A 25,028-nucleotide genomic window follows, 5' to 3' on the forward strand; every position below is an offset into this window, starting at 1 on the left:
GTACATATCAACCCCTCCCTTAGTGGCCCCCGTGGGGGAGAGGAAGCAGAGCCCGTTATCCATGTCCGAGAAAGGTATTTCCCAGCGATCTGTCCCGCAAACGTAACAATTGCTTTTGGGCGCAATCGTCACAAAAAATCTTACGGCGTCTGCAAATTTGATTTCCATATTCCTTCCCATTTTGCTTGATTCCGCCGGATGCCACGTGTCAATTAGCGTGAGTACATCGCCCACCAGAACACATGCCCCAAGATGGATATCTGCTGCTCCTGAATCTGCTGGAACGTGTAGTCCTCATCCGGATGCTCGTCACGATTGAAGCTGCGCAGGCGGATTCCGATCGGGATCCTGTAGACCTGCTTCACGCGAAGCTGACCGTTGTGGTTGATGGCGTACATCTCGCCGTCGACGATATCGCTCAGTGAGTTTTTCCCCACGTTCACACCGACCGTGGCGCCATCACGCAGAACCGGCACCATGCTGTTGCCGCCGACCTTCACGCACTTGGCGTTGCTGAACTGAACGCCGTTGTGGCGCAGGTCCTTCTTGTTGAAGCGCAAGCGCGAGTTGGCGCTTTCCTCAATCGCAAACCTGCCAGATCCGGCCGCCAGTTCTACTTCATGAAGGAAGGGGACGTAGACCTCGTCATCATCGAGTGGGGTTTCGTCATCCCAGGTTTCGATGGTGCCAAGTTTCACGCTGGGCTGGATGCGTTCAGCCTGATGATCAGGCACACCCTTGAGCATGTCACCGACACCTTCAGCCAGCCACATCGGGGACACACCACATACAGAGGCGATCTGAGCTGCGAAGGCGGTAGCCTTCGATTTCCCCCTCTCCAAATCGGAGATCGAGGTTTGCGTGAGTCCGGCGCGCTCAGCAAGCTCAGTCTGATTGAGCTTGGCGTGGCGGCGGGCGGTTTTGAGTCGGTCTTTGAATTCCATCCGCGAAGTATTACGGGCGCTCCCATACCCTTGCAAATCGGTATTCCCATAACCTACTATATGGGTATTCCCGTATGGAGGGGCATCATGAACGCAATTTACAAGGGCCTCGTTGACTACTTCGGCACCCAGGAGGCCACCGCCGAAAAGCTCAAGGTTGATCAAAGCACCGTTTCCGGCTGGGTTCGGGGGAAGCACGGCATGTCTCCGGTTATTGCCAAGCGAGCGGAGGCGCTGACCGAAGGTGCTTTCAAAAAAGAAAAGCTGTGTCCGTCGTTTCCTTGGGCCGAGATGGCCGCCTAAGCGACATCCCTGTCCGCCAATCCGTTGAAGCCAGATTAGAAGAGAGCAGTCCCCATGGAAACGTCCAGTCCAAGACACACCGCACAAACCCGTGATCAGGTTCTGATCGCGCACGCTCAAAACCAGATCGCACGCACCGCCTTGAGCCAAGACGATTTCGCCCAAGAGTTGAGCCGGGAGATCTGCCTGCGAGTTCCAGCAGCGAAAGTCGTGCAGGCGAAGGTCCCGGACTTTGATGAGTTGGCGCGGCTGAATGACGTTGGCGAATTCGTGAAGGCTACAGGCCGCTGGCTGAAGCGTGTGCAGCGCTGGCTGTCCGGTGATCAGGAAATGCCGTCTTGGCTGGAGGAGTCCTGGGTAAATGCTCTGGAGCCCGAGTATCGCGATAACTGCATCAATGAGTTGGCTGGCCGCCACGGCTTGACCGGCTCACGCCAGATGCAGAGCGACCAGTGCGCCAACAAAAGCTTCGGTGCGCTGATCCGCGCTCTGGGCGATGTGATCGACACCGGCAGCGAGGTTTTTGACGATCAGGTGATGTGCGAAGAGGACCTTCCTCACCTGCCGGCGTTCGCCGAGCAATGCCGTCAGGTCGAGGCCAGGGCGGGGGAGTTGGGACGCAAGGCCGAGACCCTGCTTGCGAAACACAAACCGAATTTGAAGCTTGCCTGAATCGCAGGCACAAAAAAGCCGGGATTGCGCCCCGGCTAATTCATTAACACTTGATGAGGCCGATTATGCATAGCCAACCTACTTCAAGCAATACCCCCAACAGTGTCGCGACACGTTTTTCGAATTCTGAAAACGTGTCGCGAAGCACGATGTCTTCCCGCGAAATCGCGAATGTCACCGGCAAGCGCCACGACAATGTAAAACGCACCATTGAGGACTTGGCCGCTAGCGGGTTGGTCCATCCTCAATCTGAGGATGAATGGTCCAGGGACAAACTTGGTCGCGCGCGCGCCACCCGTATCTACAACATCTGCGAGCGTGACAGCTACGTAATCGTCGCTCAGCTCTCGCCGGAGTTCACATCGAAGCTTGTGGATCGCTGGCAAGAGCTCGAGCGTGTTGTCGCAGCACAAGCCGCTCTTCCCGCCAACAACTCAAAGATTGTCGGCGAGCTCGCCATTCTGGAGTGCTTCGACCGCCTCCTGAAACCAGCACCGTCAAGCAAGATGATGATGCTGGCAAAGATCGCCGCCAACAATGGACTAGATGCCAAGTTCCTGCCTGGCTACGCCGTCGACGCTGCGCCCGATGCAACTGGCGGCACCTCCATGCCGACCAAGGCCGTTACTGCTCTCATCAAAGACTTCGACCTGCGCACGTCCGCACCAGCCTTTAACAAACTGCTGGCAGCCCATGGCTTACTCAAGCAGCTCCAGCGCAAAAACTCCAAACACGAGATGGTCGACTTCTGGTCGGTTACTGACAAGGGGCTGGCCTACGGCAAGAACCTCACCAGCCCTCAATGCCCCCGCGAAACACAGCCTCACTGGTACGTGGATCGTTTCCCTGAATTAGCCAAACTGGTCGGGAAGGCCTGATATGCAATTCACCGTCACGATCAATCAGGTGAAGGCGCTGGAGTGGGGGCTGAATTCTCAGCAGGCCCTGCTGTTCGCCTTCGTCTATGGCTGCCCAAGCTGGACAAAGCCAATCAAGACTGACGACGGGATCTTCTTCGCGCTGAGCAAGGCCAAGATCATCGAGGAGCTGCCGCTGCTCACTGACAAGCCAGACACTGCTTATCGCATGCTGAAGGCCCTAGAAGAGGCGGGTTTGATTGAGCTTTCCAGCACTTCGAACATCACGCTGTTCCGCCTGACCGAGAAGGCGATTGAGTGGAACCAGAAACTGGATGGGTCGGAAAAATATCCGACCCCACCGAAGAACGAAGGTCGGAAAAAAATCCGATCTACCTCGGAAAAAAATCCGAGCAAGGTCGGAGAAAAATCCGAGCCAGGGTCGGAAAAATCTCCGACAAATCAGGATACCAATCATCAGGGTACCAATCAGGATACCAGTCAGGACTTGCAAGGCAGCCCGGACAAGCCGGCCCGCAATCTGGTCCTGGTGGTTGATCGTGCCGATGCGCCACGTGTTGAGATTCCCGCTGACATGCCGGGCCCCAAAGACCAGTCCTGCAAAACCTTCAAGGTCTGGGCGAACTACGCCATGGCTTACCGCAAGCGCTACAGCACTTGGCCGGTGTGGAACGCGAAGGTCGGTGGCCAGCTCGGCCAACTGGTCGACCGCCTCGGTGTCGATGTTGCCCACCATGTCGCTGCGCACTACCTGAAAACCAGCGATGCCGCTGTCCTCCGCAAGTGCCACAGCCTCAACGAGCTGCTGGCCAACGCCGAGAGTTACCACACCCAGTGGGTGACCGGGCAGCGCATCAACGGGACGACTGCACGGCAGATGGAACGCACCGAGGCGAACATCTCTGCTGCCGAACAGGCCGCGCAAATGGTTATGGCCAAGCGCAAAGCGGGAGAGCGCAATGAATACCTTTGAAATGAACGACCAGCAGGTTGCCGGGCTCGCTGCAGCAATCTGCGCCACTGCCGAGGCCATGGGTCAGGAAATGAACCCAGGTACCGCGGCGATCATGGCTGAAGATCTCTGTGCCCACCCGGTTCAGGTGGTGAAGGCCGCGCTTAAGGCTTGCCGCTTCGAAGTGAAAGGGAAGTTGGCCATGGCTGACATCCTCCAGCGCGTTCAGGTTGCTGACGGTCGCCCGGGCAAGGACGAAGCATGGGCAATCGCCATGACCACGAATGACGAGTTTGAAACCGTGGTGCTGACCGACGAGATCCAGCTCGCGCTGGTAGCCGCAAAACCTGTCCTCGACGCAGGCGACAAGGTCGGTGCGCGCATGGCGTTCAACAGCGCTTACGAACGACTGGTGGGGCAGGCTCGGGAGGACGGCAAGGAGGTGAACTGGCATGTGTCTGTCGGCTTCGACGCCAACCGCCGCACGCAGGCAATCACCAAAGCCGTGCAGATGCAACGGATCCCGCATGAGCGCGGGCAGTTGTACCTGGCCGACTTGAGTGTCGCGCCGGTTACCGAAGACGGCCGGGCTGTCGTTGCGCTGCTAACCGGTGAGGCTGCACGGCCTTCGCCAAAACTGCGGGAGAAGATCGCCGCGGTGAAGGATTCGATGCTGGCCATGCGCAAAGCCTCGGACGAGGAAAAAACAGAACTGCGAATTTTGGCAGCCAACGAGCTGGCGGATCGCCGGGCGCTGCTGATTCAGCAGGCCGAACAATTGGAAGCAAGGAGCGCGGCTCAATGACCATCGACAAACAACAGCTCCAGAAACTGCTGTGGGCCGAAGCGGCGTCGTACCGCACCGATTGTGCAGACTGGAAGCGCAACACGGAGGCACTGCAGGACTTTCTCGGGGAGAAAACCGTGGAGGAGGTGGCGCTCGAATTGTTGGCCGAGAACGAGGCGCTGCGCAAGGCTGCGCTGGACGCCCGCGAATTCATTCTGCACGAAGCCGAGGTGCGCGGGCTTCTGGATGAAAACAACGAGGTTTCCTTCAGGCACCCAAGGCGCCAAGCGGCCATTGCATCCATCGACGCCGCCATGAGCAAGGCGGTGCAGCCATGAATCCTGAATACACAATCCGCGACCAGCGCGACGTAAACCGCTTGGCCGGCGTCCTGCACGCGATCGACCTGAGCAAGCCGAAGGTGGTGGTGATCCGCGACGAGAAGCGCCCGGACGTCTGCAACCGCAAGATGTGGGCAATGCTCAAGGACGTTTCCGAGCAGGTTGTCTGGCACGGCAAGAAACTGACCAGTGAGGACTGGAAGTGCCTTTTCAGTGCCTCTCTGGAGAAACAGCGCGCGGAGCCAGGCCTCGACGGTGGCTTTGTCGTGATGGCCGTATCGACCCGCAAGCAATCCCAGAAGTGGTTCAGCGATCTATTCGAGCTGATGCATGCCTTCGGCGCCGAGCATGACGTTCGTTGGACGGAGCAGGACAAGTGGGGAGGGCGCTACTGATGCGCGTAGCCATCAAGGAATCGAAGGCGCCCAAGCCGAAGAAGTGCAAGAACCCAGCGTGCGGGGACTCATTCGTCCCGCAGCGACTCGGGCAGGCGGTATGCGGGTACAAGTGCGGTCTGGCCATCAAGGACGTCAATCAGGCGAAGGCCGGCAAAGCGTTGGCCCAAATTGGGCGAGCCGAGATCAAAGTCCGAAAAGAGAAACTGAAAACCAGGGCTGACCACCTGCGCGAAGCCCAGGCCGCTGTCAACGAGTACGTCCGTCTGCGTGACGCGCACCTGCCGTGCATCAGCTGCGACTCAATGCCGAACGACAACGACCTGATCACCGGCAGCCGTTGGGACGCTGGGCACTACCGATCCGTCGGCGCCTGCCCAGAGCTGCGTTTCGAGCCACTGAACATCCACCGCCAGTGCGTCAGGTGCAACCGCAACCTGTCCGGCAACGCGGTCCAGTACCGCATCCGGTTGGTGCAGCGTATCGGCGCCGAAAAGGTCACTTGGCTGGAAGGTCTACACCCGGCCTGCAAGTACACCGTGGAAGAGATCAAGGCCATCAAGGCCGAATATCGAGCGAAGACCAGAAAGCTAAAGGAGAAGGCCGCATGACCTATCGCAACGTTGTTTCAGCAGTAGTTCGAGCCCTCGCGGCCGAGACAATCACTTCCGCCGGCGGCTGCGACTTTGAGCCCAAGGTGCAATGCGCCAAGCAGAAGGGGGAGATCGTCGGCAAGGAGGCGGCGTTTCTCCAGGACTGCTGGGTGTTCGGTCGGCTGCACAAAGCGTTGACCCCTGCGCACTGGCGGGCACTTGTAGCGAAGTACTCGACGCATGAGGAACGAAAGCACGGCGCGATTCTGGAGTTGCTGAACTTTGTGAAGACGCCGGCGCCGAAACGATTCCGGGAGTGTGCCGTGCTGACCTGGGCTATTCCGCAAGTTGCCGGTGCCAAGGGCAAGCGCTCCGCCGCAGTGCTGCCGGCAGCCTGGTACGACATCACCAACTGGGGCAACGACGGCAAGCCGGAATCGACCCGGTACCGGTGGCGCTCGTCGATCCGCAAGGCGCTGGATGATCAGGTGAACGAGGCTCTCACTGCCGCTCAGGAACTGCTTGATGCGGAAGGCTTAATCGAAAGTTGTGCGGCGTAGCAAAAAGCCATTGCAATGAGTGAGAAAGTGAGAGAGTATTTACCTATCCTGTCGATCTTGCGCGTTGAGGTTGCACAGTAAAGCCCGGCATGAAGTCGGGCTTTTTCATGTGGGGCAAAGGACGATGCGAACTCTCTTACTTCTCGGAATGTTGCTCTCGCCATTGGCGTTCGCCGACCTAACCGAGCCCTCGCATGACTGCAACCAGCCAGGTGTGCCGTACGAGTTTCAAGACCAGTACGAGCGTGACCAATTTCAGGCTGATGTTGAGGAATACGAAACGTGCATAACTGACTTCGTAGAGGAGCAGCAGGACGCAATTCGGAAGCATAAGTCGGCGGCCGATGACGCCATTGAAGAGTGGAACTCGTTCGCTCGATCGACATAATCGCTACGTATTTTTCTAAGCCTCGCCAAGTGCGGGGCTTTTTATTGCTCGCCAAAAAGACAATGCAAAAGGAATTTGCGGATGTTGAAAGAATTCAGATGCGGTAACTGCAAAAGACTTCTCGCCCGTACGGGTGGGTTTACAGAGCTCCAGATCAAATGTTCCCGATGCGGGACGTTGAATCATGTGAAGGCCGTGAGCCTCGAGCGATCGCCTTTGAGCGACATGAGAGCGGAATCCTCCGCGAATAATCATTAGACTCAATAGGTAAAAAATGGAACCAGTACAAATCGGCAGCCGTTTCAAATCGGTGGCAACCAGCTACGCTGAGGCAATTTTCACTCCGGCACAGAACGTCAATGGCGCTGTAGTTCGGACAGCGACGATGATCAGCCCCGTCGGGAACGGATTTATTAGTACCGGCACGACCATTCCGGAAGGGCGCTGGGTGACCAACGTGCCCGTTATCTTGTCCGCCGTTGGCGGTTCTTCCACTCTTCCGTTCTCTGTGACCATTCCTGCCGGTCAAGGCTTGTGGGTAGCAATGACGCAAAACGGCGGCGGTACAGCTTACGTGACCTACGATCTATTGCCGTAAGGCGTAAAAGGGCGTTTCTACGGCTTTTTCTCAGCATCAAAAAACAGAAGGTCAGGAGCCTCTAGAGATCGCCTCTGAGCGACATGAAAGCGGAAATCTCCGCGAACGATCATTCGACTCTATAGGTACAAGCATGAAAGTAATCAAAAACAGTTTTGCTCCGGTTGCGATGGCTGCTGCCTTGTTGGCATCGGGTAGTGCCGCTTTCGGCGCAGAAATGGTAGTGAACGGCAGCTTTGAAGCCCCTGGCTGCAGCAACGATTGCATCCTGAATACTCCGGCTCAAGCCGACTTCATCAATGGCTGGACGACCTTTCTGTCTGGCGTTGAATACATGAACGTCAGAGCTGCGATCGGCAGCTCCGCGGCCGCTGACGGTGCGATGAGCGTTGACCTCGCTAATTACACCTATCTCAATGGCGGCGGCATTCAACAAAACATCAACACTGTTGTTGGTGCCCGCTATCGCTTGACCTTCAGCGCAGGCAACTCCAAGTATGTGAATCGCAGTGGCAACGGCATCATCAACGTCAAAGTGGCCGGACAAACGACTAGCTTCGACACTCCAGTTGCGACCAGTGATGCAACCGTCTGGGAAACCAAGACCTACGATTTCACTGCAACCACACCTCAAACCACTCTGAGCTTCTGGAACGATCAAGACCCAAATGCTCACTTTGCCTTCATCGACAAGGTCAGTGTTGTTCCGCTCTAACTTGTTCTGCTGGCCTAAGTAGGGCTGTGACCTCGGCACTCGCCGAGGTCCTTACTTTTTCGGCTCCCGCGTACCCATTCGCTTCGTGCAAGTGTGCAGCTGGAGCTATCCAACCTCGCAGGTTAAGCCTGCACAAATTCATCACTCCCTAAAGGGGAGGAATCGAGATGCCAAACATGCCAGACAAACCAGACACATGGGCGATAGCGCTTGCGTGGTTGAGCCAGCATTCGCCGATCCTCTATGCGGCTGCGCTGTCCTGCGCCATGGCCGTCTTGCGAATCACTTACGGTGGCGGTACGCGTCGCCAGATGCTGGTGGAGGGCGCCATTTGCGGCGGCCTCACACTGACCATCATCAGCGGCCTGGACTTTTTCGGCCTGCCCCAGAGCATGGCTACCTTCGCCGGCGGCTGGGTTGGCTTCCTGGGTGTGGAGAAGATCCGGAACATCGCGGATCGGGTGACTGACTTTAAGTTGCCGAGCCGGAAGGCCGAATAAGTCATGACACGTTTCGCGAATCGGCAAATTGTGTCGCGACACGCGACGAGGAGAGCAGCATGGACAACCAGCACAAGAAGATCACCGGCTACCGCGACCTGACCCAGTCCGAAATCGACGGAATGAACTCGATCAAGGCCTTGGAAGCGGACGCCGGCGAACTGTTCAAGCAGATCAGTCAGATTGAAGGTGTTGATGCGCGACTGCTGGCGTTGGCCAAGACCAACTTGCAGCAGGGCTTCATGTGGTTCGTTCGCTCGATCGCCAAACCCACTGACCCTTTCAGCTGATGAGTAACGTAACTCGCCTGCGCCACGCGCTACCCCTGAGCAAGGACATCAACAAGGTACTGACCGAGCTGGATAGCGCGATCGCCAAGGCCATCGACGCTGCCAAGGCTGCTGGACTGCCTCAAGGCTTGATCGTCGCCGAGCTGCACGGGCACGCCCAGGTGCAGACCAACATCATGGTGAGTTGAAGCGGGAAGCAGCAGTAGAGTGATGAGGGTAATTGTTCGAATGAAGTTGCGCATAGGTATTGCCTGAAAAGTGAGTACCTATCCAGCATCGGGTATCGGCCTTTTCAATTCATCTCAACCCTGTGCAGTTCCTCTCACCCCTCCGACTTCGTGGAGTTTCACCGCATGACGACCATTGCCTACAAAGACGGCGTGATCGCCTATGACTCGCGCGTGACTCGCGGCTCACTCATCGACCACGATGACTACGAGAAGCTCATCCATAGGAATGGGCATCAATTCCTGTTTACGGGGTGTGGTGCAGACTTTGTAGCCCTGATGGATGAGTTCTTCGGCGTGAAGGTCAGCGATAAGCCGCTAGATGCGAACGGGCTGGTCGTCACCAATGGCAGAATTTGCCAGATTGGTCGCGACGCCGAGAGCGGTTTCTGGATGGATGACGTGTGGATGGAGCGCTCATTTGCCATCGGCAGCGGGCGCGACTTCGCACTCGCTGCGATGGATATGGGCGCAACTGCCAAGGAGGCTGTCGAGGCGGCGGCGAAGCGTGATATCTACACCGGCGGCACCATCAGGACGCTCAGAGTGATTTAGTCGCGGTAAGGCTCGATTGTTTGTCGCTTAACCGGGAACCAAAGCCACTCGCCTTCTTGTATCGGGGTGTGGAAGTTACGCTTCACCTCAAACATGCAGTCAGTGCCCTTGTTACCAGTAACCGAAAGGATTTGAGCCGAATACCAGCCATTGAAAGGTTCGGTTTTCAGTCCAAGCCATGCAGTGTCTTGGACGGTGCCGCCAGGGCCGTCAGCCCCAACGTAGAGCGAGCGCTCGCCGGGGTTGAAGATGAATGGCACCGCAGAGAGCCTGATTTGGGTATCGGATCCTTGGTCAACATCAATTTCAGCTGTTTCGAAATCCATTTTACGGCTCCTGCGTTGAGTTGATCGTTACCAATACCGGCAGCGCGCCACTATTTCAAGCTTAAGGTGACCCATGGACAGGCCATATCCTCCAGCGTCATTGCTTGAGCTGTCGGAACTATCCGACTTCGGTATCCGCCTGACCCCATCCCCTGAGGTGTGGGACTGGCTCCAAGCCGAGATCCTTGCAGATACAGGCAGCATCCACAACGAAGAACACGCCCATCTGATTGATGCGGACATTCGCGTTATGTGGGCGTCTGCTGCCTTCACGAAGAAGGGGCGCACAGTGGTTGGCCAGGCTGAGCAGGTAGCGTTCCGCGCCGGTGGCTGGCAGAAGGCCCGGATGGAACAGCAGATGATGGATTGGTTCGGTGACGTGCCGGCTTACATCATCACCCTGGCTGCCGACTACTGCGCTCAATGCAGTGACGCTGACTTTTGCGCACTGGTCGAGCATGAGCTGTATCACATCGCCCAGGCGACCGATAAGTACGGTCAACCAGCTTTCACTCAAGAAGGTTTGCCCAAGCTTGAGATGCGCGGACACGACGTTGAAGAGTTTGTCGGTGTGGTTCGCCGTTACGGTGCAAGCCCGGCGGTTCAAGAGTTGGTGGACGCTGCAAACAATCCTGCTGAGGTAGGGAAAATGAACATTGCGAGGGCCTGCGGAACCTGTCTGCTCAAGTCGGCTTGATTCTGGACAGGCTCTGGACGGATGAAAATCTATGGCAGCCCTTCAAAACGACGTGAAGGCCTTTATCGTTCAGGCCTTGGCGTGCTTCGACACGCCTTCACAGGTTGTTGAAGCCGTCCAAAAGGAATACGGGATAGCGGTGACCCGCCAGCAGGTGGAGACACACGACCCCACTAAGACATCAGGGAAAGGCTTGGCGGTGAAGTGGCAGACCCTGTTCCACGATGCCCGCAAGCGCTTCCGCGAAGAAACCGCCGAGATCCCGATCGCCAACCGGGCCTATCGCCTGCGAGCCATGAACCGGTTCGTTGAGAAGGCCGAGACGATGAAGAACATCGGCCTGGCCATGCAGATCCTCGAGCAAGCCGCGAAGGAAGTCGGCGACGTCTATGTCAATCGCCATCGGAAGGATGAGCCAGATGATGAGCCGGCGATCCCGACGCGCATTCAGGTCGACGTAGTGGACGCGAGGAAGCCGAATGCCGAGCCTTAACGTTCCGCAGTCGCAGTTCCTGCTCTTGCCCCACAAGTTTCGCGCCTTCGTTGCTGGATTCGGCTCCGGAAAGACCTGGGTCGGGTGCTCGGCGCTCAGCAAGCATTTCATGGAGTGGCCGGGCGTCAACGCTGGTTACTTCGCACCAACTTACCCGCAGATCCGCGACATCTTCTATCCCACGATGGAGGAGGTGGCTTACGACTGGGGGCTGAAGACCAAGATCAACCAGGCGAACCATGAGGTTCACATTTACAGCGGCCGGCAGTATCGCGGCACTGTGATTTGCCGTTCGATGGAGAAGCCGCAGACCATCGTCGGCTTCAAGATCGGTCACGCACTGGTCGACGAGCTGGACGTACTGACGTCGATCAAGGCTCAGCAAGCCTGGCGCAAAATCATTGCTCGGATGCGTTACAACATCCCCGGGCTGAAAAACGGCGTGGATGTGACCACGACGCCGGAAGGCTTCAAGTTCGTCTTCCTCCAGTTCGTGAAGCAGCTGCGCGACAAGCCGGCGCTGAAGGAAATGTATGGGCTGATCCAGGCCAGCACCTTCGACAACGAACTGAACCTGCCTGACGACTACATCGCATCGTTGATGGAGTCGTACCCCGAGCAACTGATCCGCGCTTACCTGAACGGCCAGTTCGTCAACCTGACATCCGGGTCGATCTATCACGCCTACGATCGCAAGCTGAACCAGTGCTTCGACACCGTGCAGCCAGGCGAGCCGCTGTTCATCGGCATGGACTTCAACGTCGGCAAGATGGCGGCGATTACGCACGTTAAACGTGACCAGGGGCTACCGCGCGCCGTGGACGAATTGATGGATGGCTACGACACACCGGACATGATCCGCCGCATCAAAGAACGGTACTGGGAACACACCGGCAACGACTACAAGAAGACCTGCGAGATCCGGATCTACCCGGACGCCTCCGGCGATTCGCGCAAGTCGGTCAATGCCAGCCTCACAGATATCGCCATGCTCAAGCAGGCGGGATTCACAGTCATCGCGCCGGCGGCCAACCCGCCGGTGAAGGATCGGATCAACGCCATGAACGCCATGTTCTGCAACGCGCAGGGCGAGCGGCGGTACCTGGTCAACCCGTTTACATGCCCGACCTATGCCGACGGCCTGGAACAGCAGATCTGGGCGCCCAACGGCGAGCCAGACAAGAGCCAGGGAAACGACCACGCCAACGACGGCGGCGGTTACTTCATTCACCGCGAGTACCCGATCATCAAACCGGTCACCGCTATCAAAATGGGATACGCCCGATGAGCAACGACGTTTCCTTCAAGCGGGCGGATTACATCGAAGCACTGGATCGCTGGTCGACCGTTCGCGACGTTTGCGCCGGTCAGCACAGGGTTGTCGACCGACTGCCTTATATCAACGCTCACGACAAGTCGCCGGAGAACGTAGACCGAAACAAGGCCTATCGTGAACGGGCGGTGTTCAAGAATGCCACCGGGCACACGCGCAATGGCTTGCTCGGTTTGGCGTTTCACAAAGACCCGACGCTGACCGTCGCCAAGAAGATGGAATACCTGCAGGACAACGCCAACGGCTCCGGGGTGAGCATTTACCAGCACTCGCAAGGCACGTTGGAAAAGGTGCTTGAGGCTGGGCGGCATGGTCTTTACGTCGACTATCACCAAGACGCCGGCACCGGTGGGCACTCTGTGATCCTGTCGTACTGCGCCGAAGACATCATCAACTGGCGCACGGGCATGGTGAACGGACACTGCGTGTTGACCCTGGTGGTGCTGCGCGAATCGCCGGAAATCGAAGACGGCTTCAGCTTCAAGGTGATCGAGCAGTACCGGGAACTGGCTCTCGATGATGATGGCTTTGTCTGCCGCGTTTGGCGCCGATCCGGGCCGAAAGGCGGCGGGCCGCTGGCGGTGGTTGAGGAGTTCAAGCCCACCGGTGCCGCCGGGCGCCTGAAGAAGATCCCGTTCACCTTCGTCGGCGCGCAGAACAACGACCCGAGTATCGACGAGTCACCGCTTTACGACATCGCCATGATCAACCTGGGCCACTATCGGAACAGCGCCGACTACGAGGACAGCGTCTTCTGGTGCGGCCAAGCCCAGCCATGGATTTCCGGTCTGGACGAGCAGTGGCGCGACTGGATGGAGAAGAACGGCGTTTACGTCGGCTCCCGCGCGCCAATGATGCTGCCGGCAGGTGGAGCCTTCGGGTACGCGCAGCCATTGCCGAACACGCTGGTTAAAGAGGCGATGGCCGACAAGAACCAGATGATGATCGAGCTCGGCGCCCGGATGGTCGTAGCTTCTCTCTCGTCCAAGACGGCGACCGAGGCCCGTGGTGATCAGTCTGCATCGACGTCAGTGCTCGCCGGCTGCGTGGCCAACGTCAGCGAGGCTTACACCCGGGCGATCATGTGGTGCTGCACCTACATGGGCGTCGACGACGCGAAGGTTGCCTACCAGATCAACCAGGAATTCGTGGAGCTGACGGCTGATCCGCAAATGATCACCGCACTGGTCGGGCTCTGGCAGAACGGCGGTTTCGCCAAAGCGGATCTTCGGGCGTACCTGCGCAAGTTGGGCCTGATCGCGCCGGAACGCACAGACCAGCAAATCGACGGTGAGTTGGCAGAGCAAGACGACGGCTTGGGTCTGGACGACGAGGACAAAGTAGATGGCGGCAAACCAAGCAATCCTTGACGCCACGATTCGGCACGCGGTCTTCCTCGAAAAGCTGAAGGCAGGGGAGGTCGGCAAGTTCGCTCCCTTCCTGAAGGAGATCGACCGCTCGATTCGCGATCGGCTCACCCAGTCGGATCTGACCGAGTACAACGTCAAGCGGCTGGAGGCGCTGCTGAAAGAAGTCGACAGTCTGCTGCTTGGTATCTTCGACCGCTACAGCGCGCAGCTGAACCTCGACCTGATCGACATCGCCAATTACGAGGCTGAGTTTGAAGCGTCGAGCCTGGCCCGGTCGGCGCCGGTTGGTGTTTCATTGGATGTGGTCGCGCCAACGGCAGCGGCTATCCGAACCGCAGTGCTGACCAACCCCCTCAGTGTGCGCGGCACCGGCGGCGGTAAGCTGCTGAAGTCGTTCATCAAGGGCTGGACCAGTGCCGAGCGCGAGCGCGTCACCGGCACGATCCGGCAGGGCTTCTTCGAAGGGCAAACGAACTTCCAGATCATCCGCAACATTCGCGGCACCAAGGCTGCCGGTTACAAAGACGGCATTCTCGCTACCACCAACCGCAATGCCAGTACGGTCGTGCACACAGCTATTCAGCATGTGTCATCCCAGGCACGGATGGAGGTGGCCAAGGCCAACACGGACATCGTGTCTGAAGTAGAGATGGTGGCCACGCTGGACAGCAAGACCAGTCAGCAGTGTCGGTCGATGGATAAACGACGGTTTCCGGTCGACTCTGGCCCGCGGCCGCCTTTTCACCCGAATTGCCGGACCACTTTCGTCCTGCTTACCAAGCTCAGCGAGATGTTCGCCAAGGGCGCTACCCGGGCTTCGGTGGGCGCAGATGGCGCAGGGCAGGTAAGCGCGAGCCTCGACTATTACCACTGGCTTCAGCAACAGCCGGCGTCGTTCCAAGACGTCGCGATCGGCCCTGTTAGGGCCAAGCTGTTCCGGGAGGGCGGATTGACCGTCGAGCGATTTGCCGAGTTGCAGCTCGATCGCAACTTTTCTCCGCTGACGCTGGCACAAATGAAGGGGCTCGAGCCTCTGGCATTCGAGCGCGCCGGCATTTGACGCAACAAACTCAATCAGCCGCCTTCGGGCGGTTTTTTATTGCCTGCAAAGCGGGCAACACATACCCAAGGGGTGCATCAACGTGGCAGAAGAAAACGAAATCGACCTGGACAACCCGGCAATCAAGGCCGCTATCGCGAATGCCGTTGAGACCTCTGTTTCTGGTCTGAAAACCAAAAACTCCGAACTGCTGGGCAAGCTGAAGGAAACCACCGGCAAGCTGACCCAGTTCGAAACACAGTTCGAAGGCATCGACATCGACGCCGTCAAAGGCCTGCTCAGCCGCGCTGGCCAAGACGAAGAAACCAAGCTTCTGACAGAGGGCAAGGTGGACGAGGTATTCAACCGCCGCACCGAGCGCCTGCGTGGCGACTACGACAAGCAGTTGAAGACCGTCACAGCGCGCGCCGAGAAGGCCGAAGCATTCGCCGCCAAGTTCCAGGGCAAAGTCCTGGGCGACTCGGTACGCGGGGCAGCACTCAAGGCCGGCGCACTTCCTGAAGCAACCGATGACATCATCTTGCGCGCCAAAGGCGTGTTCTCGTTGAACGAAGAGGGCGAAGCGGTCGCCGTTGATGAATCCGGCCAGGTCATCCTCGGTAAAGACGGCAAGACCCCTCTGACTCCGCTCGAATGGGCGGAATCTCTGCGCGAAAGCGCACCTCATCTGTGGCCAAGGGCTTCAGGGACACAAGCCCCGGGCGGGGGTGGCGGCCAGGCTGCATTCAAGCGCTCCGAAATGACTGCCGAGCAAAAGCGCGATTACCAGCGCAAGCACGGCCAAACCGCATACCTGCAATTGCCCAAGTAAGGGGATTCACCCATGGCAACGACTGTTAACAGCGACCTGATCATCTACAACGATGAAGCGCAAACCGCATACCTGGAGCGTGTCCAGGACAACCTCGATGTGTTCAACGCATCGTCCAACGGCGCGATCGTGCTCGACAACGAGCTGATCGAAGGCGATTTCCGCAAGCGCTCGTTCTACAAGATCGGCGGTTCGCTGGAGCATCGTGACGTCAACTCCACCGGTAAAGTGACCGCGAAGAAGATCGGCGCGGGCGAAGCCGTTGGCGTCAAGGCTCCTTGGAAGTACGGTCCGTACCAGACCACCGAAGAGGCATTCAAGCGCCGTGGTCGTCCGGTCGACGAGTTCTCCCAGATCATCGGCGCCGACGTTGCTGACGCCACTCTGGAAGGTTTCATCCAGTACGCCACTGCTGCTTTGCGCGCCTCGATCAGCTCCAACGCTGACATGGTGGTTTCGGCCAATATCGAGACCGACGGCAAGAAGACCCTCACTCGCGGCATGCGCAAATTCGGCGACAAGTTCGGCCGCATCGCACTGTGGGTCATGCACTCCAGCGCTTACTTCGACATCGTGGATGAGGCGATCGCGAACAAGGTCTACGAAGAGGCGGGTGTCGTCATCTACGGCGGCCTGCCAGGCACTCTCGGCAAGCCAGTGCTGGTCACCGACACCGCGCCTGCGGATGTGATCTTCGGCCTGCTGCCGAACGCTGTGGTGATCACTGAATCGCAGGCTCCTGGCTTCCGTTCGTACGCGGTGAATGACGAAGAGAACCTGGGCATCGGCTACCGCGCTGAAGGCACCGTCAACATCGACGTTCTCGGCTACAGCTGGAAGGAAGCCGCTGGCGGCGCGAACCCAACGCTTGCCGCCGTGGGTTCGGCTGCGAACTGGGTCAAGCATTCCAACAGTAACAAGGTGACTGCTGGTGTGCTGATCACCCTGACCACCACGCCACCAGCCGGCGGCTGATATTGGCCCTGACAGCGGCCAGCAATGGTCGCTACGGAGACTTTTATGGAACTGGTTTACTCCACTCAAAATTCGGACTTCGATCCAGAAAAGCGGTACCGCAATCCAGCGCACTTTGATCGGCCTGAAGCGGGTGTGACGCACGCGGTGGTGATTGGCGACTGGCCTAAAGTGGTCGACGCTTATGAGGCGCTTGGCGTCGAAGTATTGGTGACGAAACCTTTGATCAGCGAGCCGGTTTATTCGGGTGATGCTGACGCTATTGTCGGTCTGGAACAGGACAACGCCACGCTGCGCGCCGAGCGTGACTGCATTCTGCGACTGATCGACGCCGTCGAGGGGCAATCAGATCTGGAACACCCGGGCGCCGGCGAACTGCCAATCCGCTTGTTCGGTGCGCTGAAAGCCATTCATGAAGGTTTCGAAACCCTGACGGGTGAACGTGACAACCTGGCTGGCGAGGTTGAATCGCTCCGCGCTGAAGTTGCACGCCTCAAGGCAGCAGCCGAGCCGGTCGACAATGCCGAGAAGATCGCGAACCTCAAGGCGCAGCTCGACGCCGCCAACGTGACGTATCGGGCGAATGCTTCGGTAGAATCGCTGGAAAAGGCAGTTGCTGAACTGCAGCAGGCGTAATCACCCAGGTGCCCGGCAACGCGGTACCCGACCCAGAAAACCACAGCGAGCTGATTCATGACTCTCATCATCGAGGACGGTACCGGCAAGCCTGACGCCGAAAGCTACGCATCCGCCGAAGACCTGGCCATGTACGCCGTGAAGTTTGGCGTGACCATCCCGGCGGAGGTGCCAGCGCAGGAAGCGTTGCTGCGTCGGGCCGCGCTGGCAATGGATGGCATGACGTGGAAAGGGCGAAAGTCCAACAGCGAGCAGGCACTATCCTGGCCACGCCGCGGTGTCGAGCTGGATTACGAGATCAGGCCCGACAGATATCTGCCAGCGCGGATCCAGTACGGCCAGATGGCTTTGGCGGCCGAGATCCACACTGACGACGTCGACCCGATCGAGAAGCGCAAAGGCGCGGTAACGCTTGAGCGTGTCGAGGGAGCGGTAACCCGTGAATACGCGACGATCCCGAACACAAGCGGCCGACTTTTGCCGGCAGCGCCGGACCGGCCGAGCGCAACGCAATTTGCAGATTACCTGCAAAAACGCGGGTTGTTTTCCGTTAGAGCCTAGCGGTCGTGAGATCTTGATGGCGATGAGCTATGAGGCTAGTATCGAGCAAGTTGCTGCGGCAACGTTAACCCTCTAATTGCTCAGCCTGTGCGCAGGCCGGAGATCAGCATGAAGCCAGAATTCCGAATTCGTGAAGTCACTCGTTACGCCATCACCAAGTTTGACGAGCGCGGTAATCATCCCGTAGCTCAGGTAGACAACCGAGACACAGCAGAGCAGATAGTCGCCGCCCTAACGGCTCAAGCTGAAGTTGAGTCTGTAGCCCTGCACACGCCAATTGATGACCTCAATTTTTCGACTCGAACTCGAAACAATTTGGTTGTTACCTGTGGTTTTTCCACGCTGGGAGATCTGACGAGAGTTAATCAGGTGCAGCTACTCGGACAACACCGAGTGGGCGTTGAGACCTTGAAAGAAGTGCTGCAACTTCTAAACGAACGAGGCTTAAAGCACCAACTCGGCACACTTTAAGTCAGGCAAGTATCCATGAGCCCAGCCATCGCGCTGGGCTTTTCACATCTGGAGTCCTAATGGCCTTCTACGACGAATTGGCCGTGATGGCTCTGGATATGATCACAGAGTTCGGCCAGCCCGTGACCATCAGCAAGACGGAGCCGGGCGAGTATGACCCGGAGACGGGCGGCGAATCGCCAGGCACCACCATCGAGCAGACCGCTCAAGGCATCCTGCTCGACTTCACCGGTCAGGAATTCCAGAACAACAGCCTCATCAAGCAGGGCGACAAGAAATTGAAAATCGCTGCGCAAGGGTTGGAGTGGGTTCCGGACTTGCTGAACAAAGTGATCATTCAGGGTCGTACCTGGTCCATCGTGCCGCCGCTGAAAGAGGTGAATCCCGCCGGGACGCCAATCCTGTACGAGCTTCAGGTGCGGTCATGAGCAAATACTCAGGCCTCAACGGCAGTTTCGCCGAGAACATCCGCCAGTTTGCCGAGCAGGCCCAGACCGGGCTCGACGCCACCTTCCGCGAAATCGTGATCGAGATCGGTAGCAGCGTAATCCGCATGTCACCGGTGGGTAACCCCGAGATCTGGGCCGCGAACGTGGCGCATCGCGCTACCAATACTCGCGCTGCCGATCACTACGACTTCAAGGTCGCCGTGCGCAACACCCTCATCAATCTCGATGAGAACAATTTCACCAAGGCCGGGAAGCTGAAGCGCGGCGTGAAGTACGCCAAGCCGCTGACAAAGACCGAGCGCGACCAGAACTTCAGCGTGAATGGACTGGTTGCTGGCAAGGATTACGTCGGCGGCCGATTCCGCGGTAACTGGCAGTTCTCGATCGGGGCGCCGGCAGAAGGCGAACTTGATCAGGTCGATCCGGCCGGCGGCATCACCTTGGCGAAGCTCAGGCTTCAGGTCGAACAACTGACGATCGGGCAAACGGCGTACATCATGAACAACCTGCCATATGCGTTGCCGCTCGAGTATGGCCATTCCAAACAGGCACCGGGCGGCATGGTGCGTATCACGCTCGCGCGGTTCCAGCAGATCGTCGACGAAGCCATCAGGAACAACCAGGTATGAGCCATAACATCATCGCTTCGATCTTCGAGGCCAGACTGATTGCCTGGGCGAAGGCTTTGCCGACACCCATCAAGGTCGTCGTCGAGAACGAGGCCTATGAACCCGGAACTGGCATCACCTACCTGCGAGCTTTCACTCTGCCCGGCGATACTGCGAGCAACACGCTTGCCGGCGATCACAAGCTGTTCACCGGCGTGTTTCAGGTCAGCATCGTGACGCCGGCGGGCAAGTATCGCGGCGCGGCCGGCGCGCTGGCTGACCAGATCGCCGCGCTGTTTCCGCTGTACGAGCGAATCACGAAGAATGCACTGACCGTGGTGACCATGACGCCAGTCGATCAAGGGCCAGGTATCCCAGACGACACGACCTACACCGTTCCGGTTTCGTTCGCGTACCGCGCCGACACCAACTAATCCGCCCATTGGGCAAACCCAGAACCCGCCATTGAGCGGGTTTTGTCATTTCTGAAGAGAGGAAAACCCCATGGCCGGCATTCAAATGCCCAACGGCGCAACGTTCGAAATTGCTTCCGCCTATGGCGCTGCAATCCCATTCACTGCCCTGACCAATGCCAACCCGGCAGTGGCGACCGCGGCAGCCCACGGTCTGGCCGAGGGTGACATCATCGCCCTCAGCTCTGGCTGGACCCGCCTGGACGGCCGCGCCGTGCAAGTCGGCGAGATTGCCAGCGGCACCTTTGCTCTCGATGGCGTGAACACCACGAACATTCAGCAGTATCCGGCCGGGTCTGGCGTCGGTAGCGCGCGCGAAGTGACCACCTTCACCGAGATCTCGAAAATTACCGAGCTCGGATCGAGCGGTGGCGATCAGCAGTTTCTGACGTTCGGCTTCCTTGCTGACGATGATGACCGTCAGATGCCGACCACCAAGAACCCGATCACGCTGACCATCACGGTCGCCGACGATCCATCGCAGCCCTATGTCGATGTCTGCGAGGCGGCGGATGACGACAAGCAGGCCCGCGTTCTGCGACTGAACCTGCCGGGCGGTAGCCGCATCATCTACAACGGCTACGTCTCGATCACCTCGACACCAACCATGTCGCGAAACAACCTGATGACTCGCGTGATCAGTATCGCGCTAACCGGTCGCCCAACTCGTTACAGCGCCTCGGCGTAAGGAAGGCACATGGCAAAGTTCACACTCGCCCGGAATCCAACCTTCAAGCACGTCGTTATGCTGCCAACGGTAGGCGGCGATCCGGTCAGCGTTGAGTTCGAATTCAAATATCGCGATCGTACCGAACTGGCTGGGCTCTACGCGGAGTGGGGTGAGCGTCACAAGGCGCTCAAGGAGAAAGCGGAAGAGGCCGGCATTGAGCAGTTCACGGCTTTGCTGATTGATCTGCAGGTCGAGCAGTTAAAGGCGATTGTCGCCGGCTGGGATATCGCCGAAGAGTTCACCGACGAAAACCTGCGCATCCTGGTCAAATCAATCGCCGCCACGCCGGGCGCGGTGCTGGCCGCTTATTCCGATGCCTTCAGCAACGCACGCCTGGGAAACTCATAAGCGCCTCCCGCAAGCTGTACGAGCCGGGGCCCTCAGCCGAATCGCTGGCGGCCTTCGGCCTTTCTCTTCGTGACATACCCGATGAGATCTTTGAGGTCTGGCCTGATGTCTGGCAAGCCTTCAAGGTCTTCGAGGGCATGGGCACCCAGTGGCGTACAGGCGCGTGCGGCGCTACCGGACTCGATTACACGTCAATTCGCCATGTCGCCGGCTTTCTCGGGCTTACCCGGTCAGAGGTCGCCGACGTCTTTCCAGATATCCGCGTCATGGAAGCCGAAGCCCTGCGGGTGATGGCGGAACAGAGGGACAGTAAATGACCACCACCTTCGCGTCCCTCGGCATTGAAGTGAACTCCTCGTCGGCATCCAAGGCGGCTGACGATCTCGACAAGCTGGTCGATTCGGCGGTCGATGCTGAAAAAGCCATTGATGATCTCGGCAAGTCGGGCGAAGGACTGGCCAACACTGGCAAGAAGATCAGCCAGGCCGAGAACGAGGCTGCTCAGGGCATCGACAAAGCCACGGGAGCCAAAGAGCGTCAGGTCGATGCCAGCCGCAAGGCAGGTGCCAGTGCAGCCAGTGAAATCGCGATCATCAGTCAGCTCGACAAGGCGATGTCCGGCAACATCGGCAGCATGGAGCAACTGATCCAGGCTGAAGGCTTGCTGGAGCGCGCCCGCAAGGGCGGTCTCGTCACCACTGAGCAGCAGGAGTCCTATCAGGATCGGCTTGGCAAGGCATATGAGCGCATCGAGAAAGCTGAAGCCAAGGAAATGGCGCAGAAGCAGCGGCTGATCGACGCTGAAAACCGTCAGATCGAAGCGTTGAAGCGCACGGTCAACGGCATCGACCCGGTCACTGCGAAGTTGGCAAAGCTGGAGGCGCAGGAGAAAGCGCTCAACGATCTGTACAAGGCCGGCCAGATCGACGCGACTCGTTACGGTGAGGCGCTGGCGAAAATCGGCAAAGACCGTGACGGCCTGACCGCGACAGAAACTGCATTCGACAAGCTGAAGCTCGGCACCCGCCAGGCGCAAGAAAACGTGATGCAGTTGACCAACGCCCTGCAGTCTGGGGATTGGGGGAGTGGTGCACGGGCTGTCGCTCAGTTGGGCGCCGGTGCGGGCGCGTCCGCCAAGAGCTTGGCCGCAGCACTGATTCCGGCCGGCTTGCTGGCTGGTGTCCTCGGTGCACTGGGCTATGCCTACTTCGATGCACAGAAACAGGCCAGAGAGTTCAACGTCGCCATCAATGGCGGATCGAACGATGCCGGGCAGAGCATTGCCAGCCTCAAGGTGATGGCTGACACCGCTGGGGCAATCACTGAGAACTTTGCGGGCGCTCGCGACGCGGTGATTGCGCTGGCGTCCGGTGCCGCCACCAGCGGCGTCCAAATGCAGAACCTGGCACAGGCCGCCGCAGCAATTGGTGAGGTGACAGGGAAGGGCGCTGGAGACATCGCCAAGTCGCTCGCGAATGCCGGTGACACCGCCACAGAAGCGGCGGAGAAGATCAGCGACCAGTATGGGCTGATCACCTACGAGCAGTACCAGACGATCAAGGCGATTGACGATCAGGGCGACCATCAGCGAGCGCTGGACACCCTGAGTGAAGATCTCAATCAGTCGGCCCAGGAGCGCTTGAAGCATTACCGGGAATCCCTGTCCGATATCGAACGCGATTGGGATCGGGTGAAGGTGGCCATCAAAGGCGCCTATGCTGAAGTCAGGTCAGAGATTTTCCCTGATCTGGCAAAGCAGATCGAGATCACCCAGCGCGTGCTGGATACCCGTAAAGGGGGCGGGGTCACAGGTGCGATATCAAACGGGCTGAGCTCGCTTAATTCCTTTCTGGGGTTGAACGACGGTGAGAACGACGACTCGACGCCGGCACTGGAGGCCAAGCTTGCAGGACTGAAGGCACGCTTATCAGCGAGCGAAAGCAACACTGCCGCGACTGGTGAAGCGACACACGCAAATAAAGAGCTGATCAAGGTCCAGAAGGATCTGGACAGGCAAATGGATAATTTGAATCCACTTGCTAAGCGTCGGGATGCGTATAAGAAGCTCAACGATCAGTTCACCACGCTCTTTCAGAATGCGGAACAGACTGGTCAGAAGTCCGCGCTGCTAGATGGTGTTCAGTTTGACGGGAAGAAGTTTTCCGGTGGCGCCTACGACCAGTTGCGCAAGGCAATCGACGAGCAGAAAAAGGACCCCAAAGCTGCCGCGGGTAGCGTCGATCTATCCGGGTTCAATGACTCGAAAAACGCGCTCAATACCGTGCTCGCCGAGTACAAAAATGCTCAAAAGGATTTGGAGGCTTCGCAAAAGGCCGGGCTGATCTCGCAGGCTGATTATCTGCAAGCGCGTGAAGCCATGATCGGCAACGAGCGCGACGAAGTTACTGCTGCGTATGAGGCTGAGATCACCGCACTGGAAGCGGCGAAGAGCAAAGCCGGCACATCGGCCGCACAGCGCATTCAGCTTGACCAGAAAATCGCCGACGCCCGGGCCGCCATGGTGAAGGTGCAGCAGGACGCGGACACCGAATTGAGCGTGCTGGCGAAGAACGAAGAAGGCCGGCTGAAGAAGCAGACCGAGGCCGTCAACACCTATAGCAGCGCGCTGCAGCAGCAAGTCAAAACTCTGCGTGAGCAGGGCCAGCGTGCGGCGGCGGGCATCGGCCTGGGAGATCGTCAGCGCGATCTGATGAGCCAGCAGAACGGCATCGACGATCGCTTCAATCAGCAGAAGCTGGATCTGGCGAACCAGTACGGCGATGGCTCGCGCGGCATGAGCCTCGACGAGTACACGCAGAAGCTGGCGGCACTGAAGGCGACCCAACAGGACTTGCACGACACGGTTCAAGCCAATTACGACGAGATGACGGCAGCCCAGGGCGACTGGAGTGCGGGAGCCTCGTCGGCGTGGCAGAACTATCTGGAGTCCGCACAGAATGCGGCGGGGCAGACGAAAAGCCTGCTCACCAATGCGTTCAGCTCGGCGGAGGACGCTGTTGCCAGTTTCGCCATCAACGGCAAATTTTCGTTTTCAAACTTCACCAAATCAGTGTTGGCGGATATGGCGAAGATCGCCGCTCGACAGGCTACTTCGCAAGGGCTCAGCGCTCTTTTTGGTCTCGCTGCCTCGGCGGCTGGTTCGTACTTCGGTGGTGGCGGTGGCAATGGATTGGCCGCTGGATCTGCAGGTGCAGTGTCGTCGAATCTCGGAGCGTCGCAGGCCGGCTACACGGGGTTTGATCTCTCCGGATATCGGGCTGCTGGCGGACCTGTTGCGCCGAACTCTCTGTACGAAGTCAACGAACTGGGGCCGGAGCTCTACAACGAGGGCGGCCGGTCATTCCTGATGACCGGTGCCAACGGCGGTAGCGTCACGCCTTTGACCACCGGAGGCGGGCCAGCATTGGCCGCAATGTCCGGCGGTGGCGGCAACACGTACAACTTTCCGGTAGCAGTCTCGGTACAGACGTCCGGGAGCGACGGAGCGGGTGTTTCGCAAGACACAACCAACCAGTTGGGCAAGAGCATCCAGCAGGCAGCGAAAACCGAGGCTGAAACTGCTATTGCCAGAGCGCTGCAGCCTGGTGGATCAATCTGGCGTCTGACAAATGGGAGGGGCTGATGGCCATCGAGAAATTCACCTGGCCAACCGAGCGCGGGGAAACACCCGATATCACCTATCGGGTGCGCACTTCGAAGTTTGGTAACGGCTACTCACAAAGCGTCGGCGACGGTCCGAATAACAAAGAGGATTCCTACCCGATCACCTGCGTCGGCCAGAAGGCCAAGGTGCAGCAGATCATGGAGTTCCTCGACCGTCACGCCGGGGCAAAGGCGTTCCTCTGGACAACACCGCTCGGCGAACTCGGGCTGTTCACCTGCAAAAATCCCGCTCCCGCACCAATGGGCGGCGGGGTCTTCAAACTCACCGCCACTTTCGAGCGGGCATTCCAACCATAAGGGGCAAT

General features: G+C 58.5%; 36 protein-coding genes. 34 read left to right on the forward strand and 2 right to left on the reverse strand.

Features of this window, described 5'->3' with window-relative positions; genetic code table 11:
* Positions 1–212: 212 nt before the first annotated feature.
* Entirely contained in the window at positions 213–944 is a 732-nt protein-coding gene (locus HV782_RS13745) for an XRE family transcriptional regulator (protein ID WP_186745722.1), read from the reverse strand.
* A gap of 87 nt (positions 945–1,031) precedes the next feature.
* On the opposite strand from HV782_RS13745, the gene HV782_RS13750 reads away from it, so the two are divergent.
* From HV782_RS13750 to HV782_RS13825, 16 genes are all read left to right on the forward strand, one after another.
* Positions 1,032–1,247: a YdaS family helix-turn-helix protein gene (locus tag HV782_RS13750; protein ID WP_098963812.1), complete on the forward strand. Its 216-nt coding sequence runs from the start codon at positions 1,032–1,034 to the stop codon at positions 1,245–1,247.
* A gap of 54 nt (positions 1,248–1,301) precedes the next feature.
* Positions 1,302–1,919, forward strand: a complete 618-nt coding sequence (locus tag HV782_RS13755) for a DUF8585 domain-containing protein (protein ID WP_186745719.1) — start codon at positions 1,302–1,304, stop codon at positions 1,917–1,919.
* A gap of 65 nt (positions 1,920–1,984) precedes the next feature.
* Positions 1,985–2,797 carry a Rha family transcriptional regulator gene (locus tag HV782_RS13760; RefSeq protein ID WP_186745717.1) on the forward strand — a complete coding sequence of 271 codons (813 nt, stop codon included), beginning with the start codon at positions 1,985–1,987 and terminating at the stop codon, positions 2,795–2,797.
* A gap of 1 nt (position 2,798) precedes the next feature.
* Positions 2,799–3,770: an SIR2 family protein gene (locus tag HV782_RS13765; RefSeq protein ID WP_186745714.1), complete on the forward strand. Its 972-nt coding sequence runs from the start codon at positions 2,799–2,801 to the stop codon at positions 3,768–3,770.
* A complete protein-coding gene (locus tag HV782_RS13770; protein ID WP_186745712.1) occupies positions 3,757–4,554 on the forward strand; it encodes a hypothetical protein in 798 nt (265 codons plus the stop codon). Before HV782_RS13765 ends, HV782_RS13770 begins: the two co-directional genes overlap by 14 nt.
* Positions 4,551–4,874 carry a hypothetical protein gene (locus HV782_RS13775; protein ID WP_186745710.1) on the forward strand — a complete coding sequence of 108 codons (324 nt, stop codon included), beginning with the start codon at positions 4,551–4,553 and terminating at the stop codon, positions 4,872–4,874. Before HV782_RS13770 ends, HV782_RS13775 begins: the two co-directional genes overlap by 4 nt.
* Positions 4,871–5,272: a recombination protein NinB gene (locus HV782_RS13780; RefSeq protein WP_186745708.1), complete on the forward strand. Its 402-nt coding sequence runs from the start codon at positions 4,871–4,873 to the stop codon at positions 5,270–5,272. The genes HV782_RS13775 and HV782_RS13780 overlap by 4 nt, the downstream gene beginning before the upstream one ends.
* The gene (locus HV782_RS13785; RefSeq protein ID WP_186745705.1) at positions 5,272–5,883 is read left to right on the forward strand and encodes a recombination protein NinG; all 612 of its coding nucleotides are present in this window, start codon (positions 5,272–5,274) and stop codon (positions 5,881–5,883) included. Before HV782_RS13780 ends, HV782_RS13785 begins: the two co-directional genes overlap by 1 nt.
* Complete coding sequence (locus HV782_RS13790) at positions 5,880–6,425, forward strand: hypothetical protein (RefSeq protein ID WP_186745703.1); 546 nt, start codon at positions 5,880–5,882, stop codon at positions 6,423–6,425. Before HV782_RS13785 ends, HV782_RS13790 begins: the two co-directional genes overlap by 4 nt.
* Before the next feature lie 469 nt (positions 6,426–6,894).
* The gene (locus HV782_RS13795) at positions 6,895–7,071 is read left to right on the forward strand and encodes a zinc finger domain-containing protein (RefSeq protein WP_186745701.1); all 177 of its coding nucleotides are present in this window, start codon (positions 6,895–6,897) and stop codon (positions 7,069–7,071) included.
* 16 nt (positions 7,072–7,087) lie between these two features.
* Positions 7,088–7,411 (forward strand): hypothetical protein, encoded by a 324-nt coding sequence (locus HV782_RS13800; RefSeq protein ID WP_186745698.1) that lies wholly within the window; start codon positions 7,088–7,090, stop codon positions 7,409–7,411.
* Between the two features lie 133 nt (positions 7,412–7,544).
* Positions 7,545–8,126: a DUF642 domain-containing protein gene (locus tag HV782_RS13805; RefSeq protein ID WP_186745696.1), complete on the forward strand. Its 582-nt coding sequence runs from the start codon at positions 7,545–7,547 to the stop codon at positions 8,124–8,126.
* Between the two features lie 167 nt (positions 8,127–8,293).
* Positions 8,294–8,626 (forward strand): phage holin, lambda family, encoded by a 333-nt coding sequence (locus tag HV782_RS13810; RefSeq protein ID WP_085747314.1) that lies wholly within the window; start codon positions 8,294–8,296, stop codon positions 8,624–8,626.
* Between the two features lie 59 nt (positions 8,627–8,685).
* A complete protein-coding gene (locus HV782_RS13815) occupies positions 8,686–8,916 on the forward strand; it encodes an Acb2/Tad1 domain-containing protein (protein ID WP_186745694.1) in 231 nt (76 codons plus the stop codon).
* Complete coding sequence (locus HV782_RS13820; RefSeq protein WP_186745692.1) at positions 8,916–9,104, forward strand: hypothetical protein; 189 nt, start codon at positions 8,916–8,918, stop codon at positions 9,102–9,104. Before HV782_RS13815 ends, HV782_RS13820 begins: the two co-directional genes overlap by 1 nt.
* Before the next feature lie 165 nt (positions 9,105–9,269).
* Entirely contained in the window at positions 9,270–9,698 is a 429-nt protein-coding gene (locus tag HV782_RS13825) for an Ntn hydrolase family protein (RefSeq protein ID WP_186745690.1), read from the forward strand.
* Here HV782_RS13825 and HV782_RS13830 read toward each other — a convergent pair.
* Positions 9,695–10,024: a hypothetical protein gene (locus HV782_RS13830; RefSeq protein ID WP_186745688.1), complete on the reverse strand. Its 330-nt coding sequence runs from the start codon at positions 10,022–10,024 to the stop codon at positions 9,695–9,697. The two genes, HV782_RS13825 and HV782_RS13830, sit on opposite strands and share 4 nt — an antisense overlap.
* A gap of 73 nt (positions 10,025–10,097) precedes the next feature.
* Here HV782_RS13830 and HV782_RS13835 point away from each other — a divergent pair, with 73 nt between their 5' ends.
* The 18 genes from HV782_RS13835 to HV782_RS13920 all read left to right on the forward strand — a co-directional run bounded on the left by HV782_RS13835 (position 10,098) and on the right by HV782_RS13920 (position 25,020).
* Entirely contained in the window at positions 10,098–10,721 is a 624-nt protein-coding gene (locus tag HV782_RS13835; protein ID WP_186745686.1) for a putative metallopeptidase, read from the forward strand.
* A 31-nt stretch (positions 10,722–10,752) separates the two neighbouring features.
* Positions 10,753–11,214: a DUF2280 domain-containing protein gene (locus HV782_RS13840; RefSeq protein ID WP_186745684.1), complete on the forward strand. Its 462-nt coding sequence runs from the start codon at positions 10,753–10,755 to the stop codon at positions 11,212–11,214.
* Positions 11,201–12,502, forward strand: a complete 1,302-nt coding sequence (locus HV782_RS13845) for a terminase large subunit domain-containing protein (RefSeq protein WP_122855075.1) — start codon at positions 11,201–11,203, stop codon at positions 12,500–12,502. Before HV782_RS13840 ends, HV782_RS13845 begins: the two co-directional genes overlap by 14 nt.
* Entirely contained in the window at positions 12,499–13,917 is a 1,419-nt protein-coding gene (locus tag HV782_RS13850; protein ID WP_186745681.1) for a DUF4055 domain-containing protein, read from the forward strand. The genes HV782_RS13845 and HV782_RS13850 overlap by 4 nt, the downstream gene beginning before the upstream one ends.
* Positions 13,892–14,977 carry a minor capsid protein gene (locus tag HV782_RS13855; protein WP_186745679.1) on the forward strand — a complete coding sequence of 362 codons (1,086 nt, stop codon included), beginning with the start codon at positions 13,892–13,894 and terminating at the stop codon, positions 14,975–14,977. Before HV782_RS13850 ends, HV782_RS13855 begins: the two co-directional genes overlap by 26 nt.
* An 82-nt stretch (positions 14,978–15,059) precedes the next feature.
* A complete protein-coding gene (locus tag HV782_RS13860; RefSeq protein ID WP_186745677.1) occupies positions 15,060–15,788 on the forward strand; it encodes a hypothetical protein in 729 nt (242 codons plus the stop codon).
* A gap of 12 nt (positions 15,789–15,800) precedes the next feature.
* Entirely contained in the window at positions 15,801–16,763 is a 963-nt protein-coding gene (locus tag HV782_RS13865) for a major capsid protein (RefSeq protein WP_003225242.1), read from the forward strand.
* Positions 16,764–16,808: 45 nt separating this feature from the next.
* The gene (locus tag HV782_RS13870) at positions 16,809–17,399 is read left to right on the forward strand and encodes a hypothetical protein (protein ID WP_186745675.1); all 591 of its coding nucleotides are present in this window, start codon (positions 16,809–16,811) and stop codon (positions 17,397–17,399) included.
* 57 nt (positions 17,400–17,456) lie between these two features.
* Positions 17,457–17,960: a DnaT-like ssDNA-binding protein gene (locus tag HV782_RS13875; protein ID WP_186745673.1), complete on the forward strand. Its 504-nt coding sequence runs from the start codon at positions 17,457–17,459 to the stop codon at positions 17,958–17,960.
* A gap of 108 nt (positions 17,961–18,068) precedes the next feature.
* On the forward strand, positions 18,069–18,431 hold the full coding sequence (locus tag HV782_RS13880; RefSeq protein WP_186745671.1) for a DNA-directed RNA polymerase subunit alpha C-terminal domain-containing protein: 363 nt from the start codon (positions 18,069–18,071) through the stop codon (positions 18,429–18,431).
* A gap of 59 nt (positions 18,432–18,490) precedes the next feature.
* Positions 18,491–18,859 carry a hypothetical protein gene (locus tag HV782_RS13885; RefSeq protein WP_186745669.1) on the forward strand — a complete coding sequence of 123 codons (369 nt, stop codon included), beginning with the start codon at positions 18,491–18,493 and terminating at the stop codon, positions 18,857–18,859.
* Complete coding sequence (locus HV782_RS13890) at positions 18,856–19,509, forward strand: hypothetical protein (RefSeq protein WP_186745667.1); 654 nt, start codon at positions 18,856–18,858, stop codon at positions 19,507–19,509. The genes HV782_RS13885 and HV782_RS13890 overlap by 4 nt, the downstream gene beginning before the upstream one ends.
* Positions 19,506–19,922, forward strand: a complete 417-nt coding sequence (locus tag HV782_RS13895) for a phage tail terminator-like protein (protein ID WP_186745665.1) — start codon at positions 19,506–19,508, stop codon at positions 19,920–19,922. Before HV782_RS13890 ends, HV782_RS13895 begins: the two co-directional genes overlap by 4 nt.
* Positions 19,923–19,992: 70 nt before the next feature.
* Entirely contained in the window at positions 19,993–20,649 is a 657-nt protein-coding gene (locus HV782_RS13900) for a phage tail protein (protein WP_186745663.1), read from the forward strand.
* Positions 20,650–20,658: 9 nt separating this feature from the next.
* Entirely contained in the window at positions 20,659–21,039 is a 381-nt protein-coding gene (locus HV782_RS13905; RefSeq protein WP_186745660.1) for a phage tail assembly chaperone, read from the forward strand.
* Between the two features lie 44 nt (positions 21,040–21,083).
* Positions 21,084–21,356, forward strand: coding sequence for a DUF1799 domain-containing protein (locus tag HV782_RS13910; RefSeq protein ID WP_186745867.1), 273 nt, complete (start codon positions 21,084–21,086; stop codon positions 21,354–21,356).
* Positions 21,353–24,682, forward strand: coding sequence for a phage tail tape measure protein (locus tag HV782_RS13915; protein ID WP_186745658.1), 3,330 nt, complete (start codon positions 21,353–21,355; stop codon positions 24,680–24,682). The genes HV782_RS13910 and HV782_RS13915 overlap by 4 nt, the downstream gene beginning before the upstream one ends.
* Complete coding sequence (locus HV782_RS13920; RefSeq protein WP_186745656.1) at positions 24,682–25,020, forward strand: phage tail protein; 339 nt, start codon at positions 24,682–24,684, stop codon at positions 25,018–25,020. The genes HV782_RS13915 and HV782_RS13920 overlap by 1 nt, the downstream gene beginning before the upstream one ends.
* Positions 25,021–25,028: the final 8 nt, after the last annotated feature.

It is taken from the genome of Pseudomonas monsensis, assembly GCF_014268495.2.
Taxonomy (GTDB): Bacteria; Pseudomonadota; Gammaproteobacteria; order Pseudomonadales; family Pseudomonadaceae; genus Aquipseudomonas; species Aquipseudomonas monsensis.

What these genes read in the sequence shown, in the direction of transcription:
- HV782_RS13835 (WP_186745686.1), top strand. Translation starts at nt 10,098, where the DNA reads ATGGACAGGCCATATCCTCCAGCGTCATTGCTTGAGCTGTCGGAACTA.
- HV782_RS13785 (WP_186745705.1), top strand. Translation starts at nt 5,272, where the DNA reads ATGCGCGTAGCCATCAAGGAATCGAAGGCGCCCAAGCCGAAGAAGTGC.
- HV782_RS13915 (WP_186745658.1), top strand. Translation starts at nt 21,353, where the DNA reads ATGACCACCACCTTCGCGTCCCTCGGCATTGAAGTGAACTCCTCGTCG.
- HV782_RS13815 (WP_186745694.1), top strand. Translation starts at nt 8,686, where the DNA reads ATGGACAACCAGCACAAGAAGATCACCGGCTACCGCGACCTGACCCAG.
- HV782_RS13810 (WP_085747314.1), top strand. Translation starts at nt 8,294, where the DNA reads ATGCCAAACATGCCAGACAAACCAGACACATGGGCGATAGCGCTTGCG.
- HV782_RS13780 (WP_186745708.1), top strand. Translation starts at nt 4,871, where the DNA reads ATGAATCCTGAATACACAATCCGCGACCAGCGCGACGTAAACCGCTTG.
- HV782_RS13820 (WP_186745692.1), top strand. Translation starts at nt 8,916, where the DNA reads ATGAGTAACGTAACTCGCCTGCGCCACGCGCTACCCCTGAGCAAGGAC.
- HV782_RS13890 (WP_186745667.1), top strand. Translation starts at nt 18,856, where the DNA reads ATGAGCAAATACTCAGGCCTCAACGGCAGTTTCGCCGAGAACATCCGC.
- HV782_RS13800 (WP_186745698.1), top strand. Translation starts at nt 7,088, where the DNA reads ATGGAACCAGTACAAATCGGCAGCCGTTTCAAATCGGTGGCAACCAGC.
- HV782_RS13830 (WP_186745688.1), bottom strand. Translation starts at nt 10,024, where the DNA reads ATGGATTTCGAAACAGCTGAAATTGATGTTGACCAAGGATCCGATACC.
- HV782_RS13765 (WP_186745714.1), top strand. Translation starts at nt 2,799, where the DNA reads ATGCAATTCACCGTCACGATCAATCAGGTGAAGGCGCTGGAGTGGGGG.
- HV782_RS13760 (WP_186745717.1), top strand. Translation starts at nt 1,985, where the DNA reads ATGCATAGCCAACCTACTTCAAGCAATACCCCCAACAGTGTCGCGACA.
- HV782_RS13750 (WP_098963812.1), top strand. Translation starts at nt 1,032, where the DNA reads ATGAACGCAATTTACAAGGGCCTCGTTGACTACTTCGGCACCCAGGAG.
- HV782_RS13880 (WP_186745671.1), top strand. Translation starts at nt 18,069, where the DNA reads ATGAAGCCAGAATTCCGAATTCGTGAAGTCACTCGTTACGCCATCACC.
- HV782_RS13845 (WP_122855075.1), top strand. Translation starts at nt 11,201, where the DNA reads ATGCCGAGCCTTAACGTTCCGCAGTCGCAGTTCCTGCTCTTGCCCCAC.
- HV782_RS13885 (WP_186745669.1), top strand. Translation starts at nt 18,491, where the DNA reads ATGGCCTTCTACGACGAATTGGCCGTGATGGCTCTGGATATGATCACA.
- HV782_RS13875 (WP_186745673.1), top strand. Translation starts at nt 17,457, where the DNA reads ATGACTCTCATCATCGAGGACGGTACCGGCAAGCCTGACGCCGAAAGC.
- HV782_RS13805 (WP_186745696.1), top strand. Translation starts at nt 7,545, where the DNA reads ATGAAAGTAATCAAAAACAGTTTTGCTCCGGTTGCGATGGCTGCTGCC.
- HV782_RS13900 (WP_186745663.1), top strand. Translation starts at nt 19,993, where the DNA reads ATGGCCGGCATTCAAATGCCCAACGGCGCAACGTTCGAAATTGCTTCC.
- HV782_RS13855 (WP_186745679.1), top strand. Translation starts at nt 13,892, where the DNA reads ATGGCGGCAAACCAAGCAATCCTTGACGCCACGATTCGGCACGCGGTC.
- HV782_RS13895 (WP_186745665.1), top strand. Translation starts at nt 19,506, where the DNA reads ATGAGCCATAACATCATCGCTTCGATCTTCGAGGCCAGACTGATTGCC.
- HV782_RS13920 (WP_186745656.1), top strand. Translation starts at nt 24,682, where the DNA reads ATGGCCATCGAGAAATTCACCTGGCCAACCGAGCGCGGGGAAACACCC.
- HV782_RS13865 (WP_003225242.1), top strand. Translation starts at nt 15,801, where the DNA reads ATGGCAACGACTGTTAACAGCGACCTGATCATCTACAACGATGAAGCG.
- HV782_RS13840 (WP_186745684.1), top strand. Translation starts at nt 10,753, where the DNA reads ATGGCAGCCCTTCAAAACGACGTGAAGGCCTTTATCGTTCAGGCCTTG.
- HV782_RS13790 (WP_186745703.1), top strand. Translation starts at nt 5,880, where the DNA reads ATGACCTATCGCAACGTTGTTTCAGCAGTAGTTCGAGCCCTCGCGGCC.
- HV782_RS13905 (WP_186745660.1), top strand. Translation starts at nt 20,659, where the DNA reads ATGGCAAAGTTCACACTCGCCCGGAATCCAACCTTCAAGCACGTCGTT.
- HV782_RS13770 (WP_186745712.1), top strand. Translation starts at nt 3,757, where the DNA reads ATGAATACCTTTGAAATGAACGACCAGCAGGTTGCCGGGCTCGCTGCA.
- HV782_RS13775 (WP_186745710.1), top strand. Translation starts at nt 4,551, where the DNA reads ATGACCATCGACAAACAACAGCTCCAGAAACTGCTGTGGGCCGAAGCG.
- HV782_RS13850 (WP_186745681.1), top strand. Translation starts at nt 12,499, where the DNA reads ATGAGCAACGACGTTTCCTTCAAGCGGGCGGATTACATCGAAGCACTG.
- HV782_RS13795 (WP_186745701.1), top strand. Translation starts at nt 6,895, where the DNA reads ATGTTGAAAGAATTCAGATGCGGTAACTGCAAAAGACTTCTCGCCCGT.
- HV782_RS13745 (WP_186745722.1), bottom strand. Translation starts at nt 944, where the DNA reads ATGGAATTCAAAGACCGACTCAAAACCGCCCGCCGCCACGCCAAGCTC.
- HV782_RS13870 (WP_186745675.1), top strand. Translation starts at nt 16,809, where the DNA reads ATGGAACTGGTTTACTCCACTCAAAATTCGGACTTCGATCCAGAAAAG.
- HV782_RS13825 (WP_186745690.1), top strand. Translation starts at nt 9,270, where the DNA reads ATGACGACCATTGCCTACAAAGACGGCGTGATCGCCTATGACTCGCGC.
- HV782_RS13755 (WP_186745719.1), top strand. Translation starts at nt 1,302, where the DNA reads ATGGAAACGTCCAGTCCAAGACACACCGCACAAACCCGTGATCAGGTT.